Source organism: Microcystis sp. M090S1, from assembly GCF_020246295.1.
In the GTDB taxonomy this organism is placed as follows: domain Bacteria; phylum Cyanobacteriota; class Cyanobacteriia; order Cyanobacteriales; family Microcystaceae; genus Microcystis; species Microcystis aeruginosa.
This window is the reverse complement of sequence record NZ_JADBTF010000440.1, coordinates 1-4,858: the sequence shown is the minus strand read 5'-3', so window position 1 is coordinate 4,858 and position 4,858 is coordinate 1. Positions and strand designations below refer to the sequence as shown.

The following is a 4,858-nucleotide window of genomic DNA, read 5'->3' as shown; positions in this document are numbered from 1 at the left end:
CTGCTTCGGCAGTTTTTTGGGCTTTTTTTGTCTTTCTGGCTTTTTCGGCGAACAAATGAACTAAGATGCCGGCAACGCTTTAATAAAAATTATGTTAAAAGTTATTTTACTCAAGTAAAACTTATCAGTTGAACGACAAATTATTGGCACTCAATAGCATAATTCTTTGAGCGACTTTTTCAGCAAGCCCTAAGTAGGGAGGCACAATTATTTGTAGGATGGGTTAGCGGTAGCGTAACCCATGCGGGCGTTGGGTTTCATTCTTCAACCCAACCTACGTCTAGGAAGTCACACTGATTAATCCCTCATCTCCCTCCGTCATGGGGGCTTTCCATTCAATTAATTTCTAAGTGCGAGTAGAGAGTCACTAATTCTACTCGTGTCACCAAAGGCATGGTATTCCGTCAACCCCGTTAAGCTTTTTTCACGAAAATAACGTCTTTTTCGACCTTGACTTGATAGGTGGTTAGATTGCGTTTTGGGGGTTTATTCGTGACGACCCCAGTGGCGGTAAATTTTCCCGGATGGCAGGGACAAGCTAAAATCTGTGCGCCAGTATCCCATTTCACCGTACAGCCTTCATGGGTACAAGTCGGGTTTACAGCACTGATCTTTTTCGCCTTTTTCTCCCAGATCAGGAGCAAGGAGCCGACGGGGGATTTTTTATCCAGAAAACTGCCTTTGGCTTCCAATTCTTTGAGGGTAATGCCCGTCACTTTCACAAAGCCATCCGCCGCTTGGGCCGGGGTCATCTCTTGGTCGGTAGCCGTCGCTAGGATTTCTGGGGCGCAGGCCATGGCTCCGCCAACACCAACGAGGGCAACAAATTCACGACGATTCATGGGATTAGGTTTTTTCCAACAGCAACGTTAACTTTCACTGTACCGTAGAAGCTCTTTCCATTCAATTAATTTCTAAGTGCGAGTAGAGAGGGCCCGTAAGCAAACGCCTGACCAGGATTAGGCTTCAGAAGCTAGTTGCGACCGATAATTAATTTTTGAGGGTTCAAAAATGGCAAAAATAAGGATTAAATGGCATAAAATATGTAAATAGACTATTTAGTTAATTATTATTCATTCTTAATTCTGCTGACTCCTGACGACCGACTCCTGACTCCTAACCCTAACAACAATTTTTGATTTTTACAACACTCCTAATGAATCCCCTCGTCAATTATTTTTGCAACCTGCACGAAATCCACTCCTCCCAAGCAGCCGTAAAAGAAACCTCCTACTACGGCACTCTCGAAACTCTCCTCAACGAAATCGGTAAAACCCTAAAACCGCGAGTCCGCTGCATTATCAACCTCAGAAATCAGGGTGCGGGATTGCCGGACGGGGGACTTTTTAACGTCGATCAATTCCCCAAAAATCAAGAATTAGAACCTTTTACGGCGATTTTTCCCGAAAGAGGTGCGATCGAGATTAAGGGAACCAAAGAAGATATCAAAAAAATCGCCGCCAGCGAGCAAGTACAAAAATACTGGCAAAAATACGGTCAAGTATTAGTCACCAATTATCGCGATTTTCTGCTCATCGGCCGCAATAGCCAAGGTCAACCGGTAGAATTAGAAGCCTATAGTTTAGCCCCGTCAGAAGCCGAGTTTTGGCTAAAAACCTCAAATCCATCCAAATTTGCCGACGAACATGGTGATAGCCTCTTAGAATACCTAAAGAGAGTGCTTTTGCAGGCGGCTCCTATCACCTCACCGGCCGATGTTGCTTGGTTTCTTGCTTCCTATGCGCGCGACGCAAAAGCACGCTTAGAACATCATTCCGATCTTCCCGCTCTGGCCAATATTCGTCAAGCTTTAGAAAATGCCCTCGGTATCAAATTTGAACGGGAACAGGGGAATAAATTTTTTCGTTCTACCCTCGTGCAAACCCTCTTTTATGGTTTATTCTCCGCTTGGGTATTATGGCACAAGCAAAACCTCAATCGCGAGGATAAAGAGGATAAGTTCGATTGGAAATCCGCAGCCCACCATCTCCATGTTCCCATGTTAGCGATCCTATTCGAGCAGATCGCCGCACCGAGTAAGTTAAAATCTTTGGGATTAGTAGAAGTTTTGAATTGGACTGGTGCAGCTTTAAATCGAGTGCGACGAGAGGAGTTTTTTCGTCAATTCGATGAGGGACAAGCGGTACAGTATTTCTATGAACCATTTTTGCAAGCTTTTGATCCCGATTTACGCAAAGAATTGGGAGTTTGGTACACTCCTCCGGAAATTGTTCGCTATATGGTAGCGCGAGTCGATCGAGTTTTACGAGAAGAATTAAATATCGAGGACGGTTTAGCTAATCCCGATGTTTATATTCTCGATCCTTGCTGTGGCACCGGTGCTTATTTAGTCGAGGTTTTGCGCTATATTACCGATACTTTACAGGAAAATGGCGCGGGTGCTTTAGCCATGGCTTTGGTGAAAAAAGCAGCTATAGAAAGAATTTTCGGTTTCGAGATTTTAACCGCTCCTTTTGTCGTCGCTCATCTACAATTAGGTTTATTCCTGCAAAGTTTGGGTGTACCTTTAATAGAAGATAGCGAACGGGTTGGGGTTTATCTGACTAATGCTTTAACTGGTTGGCAACCTCCCGATGAGGAAAGTAAACAGAAAATTCAACAGCTACAATTAAGTTTTCCGGAGTTAAATAAGGAACGAGAGGCAGCTGATGAAGTTAAGCGCGGTAAACCGATTTTAGTTATTCTCGGTAATCCTCCCTACAATGCTTTTGCTGGAACCAGTCCCGCGGAAGAAGCAGGTTTAGTGGAAGTGTATAAACAGGGTTTAATCTCCGATTGGGGGATTAAAAAGTTTAATTTGGATGAGTTATATGTGCGCTTTTTCCGTTTAGCGGAAAGATGTATTTCAGAAAATACTGGTAAAGGGGTTGTTTGTTATATTTCTAATTTTTCCTATCTCGGTGATCCTTCTTTTGTGGTGATGCGACAAAGATTTTTACAAGAATTTGATCGTCTTTGGTTTGATTGTCTCAATGGGGATAGTCGCGAAACAGGAAAGTTAACCCCTGAAGGTAATCCCGATCCTAGTGTTTTTTCTACTCAATACAATAAGGAAGGAATTCGAGTCGGGACAACTATCGGATTAATGGTAAGAAAGGAAGTAAGGAATAAAAATGTTGATGTCTATTTTCGCCATTTCTGGGGAGTTGCTAAACGAGAACAGTTATTAGATAGTTTAAACAATCAAGATTTTGATTCTTTTTATCAAGTCTCTAACCCAGAACAATCTAATCGTTATTCTTTCCGTCCCTCCGATGTTTCCTCTCACTATTTAGCATGGCCAAAGTTAACAGATTTATGTAAAATAATGCCTTTCAATGGACCAGTAGAAAGGAGAGGATTTGCACTTATCTCTGTTGAAAAGCAACTTTTATCAGAACGAATTAAAGCTTACTTTGATAATTCAATAGCTGACGAAGAAATTAAAAAGATTTATCCTTCTTTGATGATGAATGGCAACAGAATTATTGGCTCAGACGCAAGAAAAAAGATATTAGCACAATTTATTTTTAATGAAAATTGTATCGTAAAATATCCTTTTAAACCTTTCGACATTCGTTGGTGTTATCTAGAAAACTTGCGGCCTTTGTTTAGCGAACCTAGCCCAAAATTGCTAGAACAAAAAACTGATAATAATGCTTTTATTATCACTCGTGATACTGCGGATAAATCTCCAGAAGGTTCTCCATTTTATTTTTCTAAGTTAGTTTGTGACTATGATTGTATATCTGGACACGCAAGACATTTTCCAATTTTACTTAAACCCGAAAGTAAGCAAAAAACACAAAAATATTCAAAGCAACTATTCAATACACAAGAATTTATCGACACCACTCTAACAGCCAATCTCTCAGAAAAATCTCGTCAATACTTAAATCAACTGGGTATTAATAATCTTGAGGAAAATATCGAGAATGCTTCCTTAATTTGGCTGCACGCATTAGCGATTGGGTACTCTCCCTTATATCTTCGGGAAAATGCCGACGGTATTCGTCAAGACTTCCCAAGAATTCCCCTTCCCAATAGCCAAGAATTATTAATTAAATCTGCCGAACTAGGACAAGCGATCGCATCTCTTTTAGACACAGAAAACCCCGTTATAGGAGTCACCAAAAAACCGACCCCTGCACTGCAAAAAATCGCCTTGATTTCCTGCACTGATGGGGGAAATTTAAACCCAGATAAGGGGGATTTAATTATTAACGTCGGTTGGGGACATGGGGGGAAAAATGGCGTGACAATGCCGGGTAAAGGAAAAGCGATCGCCAGACAATATACAACCGCAGAAATGAGCGTAATTAGCCCAGAAATGCGAAAATTATTAGGAACGACCACCTATGATATTTATCTCAATGATCGAGCCTATTGGCAAAATATACCATCCCGGGTGTGGGAATATACCATCGGGGGTTATCAAGTTATTAAAAAATGGCTAAGTTATCGCGAGGAAAAATTATTAGGACGGGGATTAACTATCGCAGAAGTGCAGGAAGTAAGCGAGATGACTAGGAGAATTACTGCGATTATTCTCCTAGAATCAGACCTAGATGATAACTACCAAAATATCAAAACAGCCGTGTATTCTTTTTAACTTAGTGTCAGCAGAATTCCCTCGCTTTTAGCGCAGCAATTCTCATTTTGAAAACAAAAGAAGATAAAGTTCTCTATGTGAACAAGAGAACTTCTGTCTAATTATCATTTTTTTTCAAGATAATCATCATAATTAGATTAAAGAGACAGTTTTAAAATATCTGCCCATAAAAAACTTATCTCAACTCATAAATTTAGCTGAAATTCTGACCTAATTTGTGGTTTTTTCAATGAATAAAATAATCTT

2 protein-coding genes are annotated in these 4,858 nt (G+C 40.6%); one reads left to right on the top strand and one right to left on the bottom strand.

The annotated features are described in order from the left end of the window. Positions 1 to 413 precede the first annotated feature (413 nt). A complete protein-coding gene (locus IM477_RS19315; RefSeq protein WP_287733113.1) occupies positions 414 to 842 on the bottom strand; it encodes a QcrA and Rieske domain-containing protein in 429 nt (142 codons plus the stop codon). 314 nt (positions 843 to 1,156) lie between these two features. On the opposite strand from IM477_RS19315, the gene IM477_RS19310 reads away from it, so the two are divergent. Next, positions 1,157 to 4,612, top strand: a complete 3,456-nt coding sequence (locus IM477_RS19310; RefSeq protein WP_287733112.1) for a type ISP restriction/modification enzyme — start codon at positions 1,157 to 1,159, stop codon at positions 4,610 to 4,612. The last annotated feature ends 246 nt before the right edge of the window (positions 4,613 to 4,858 follow it).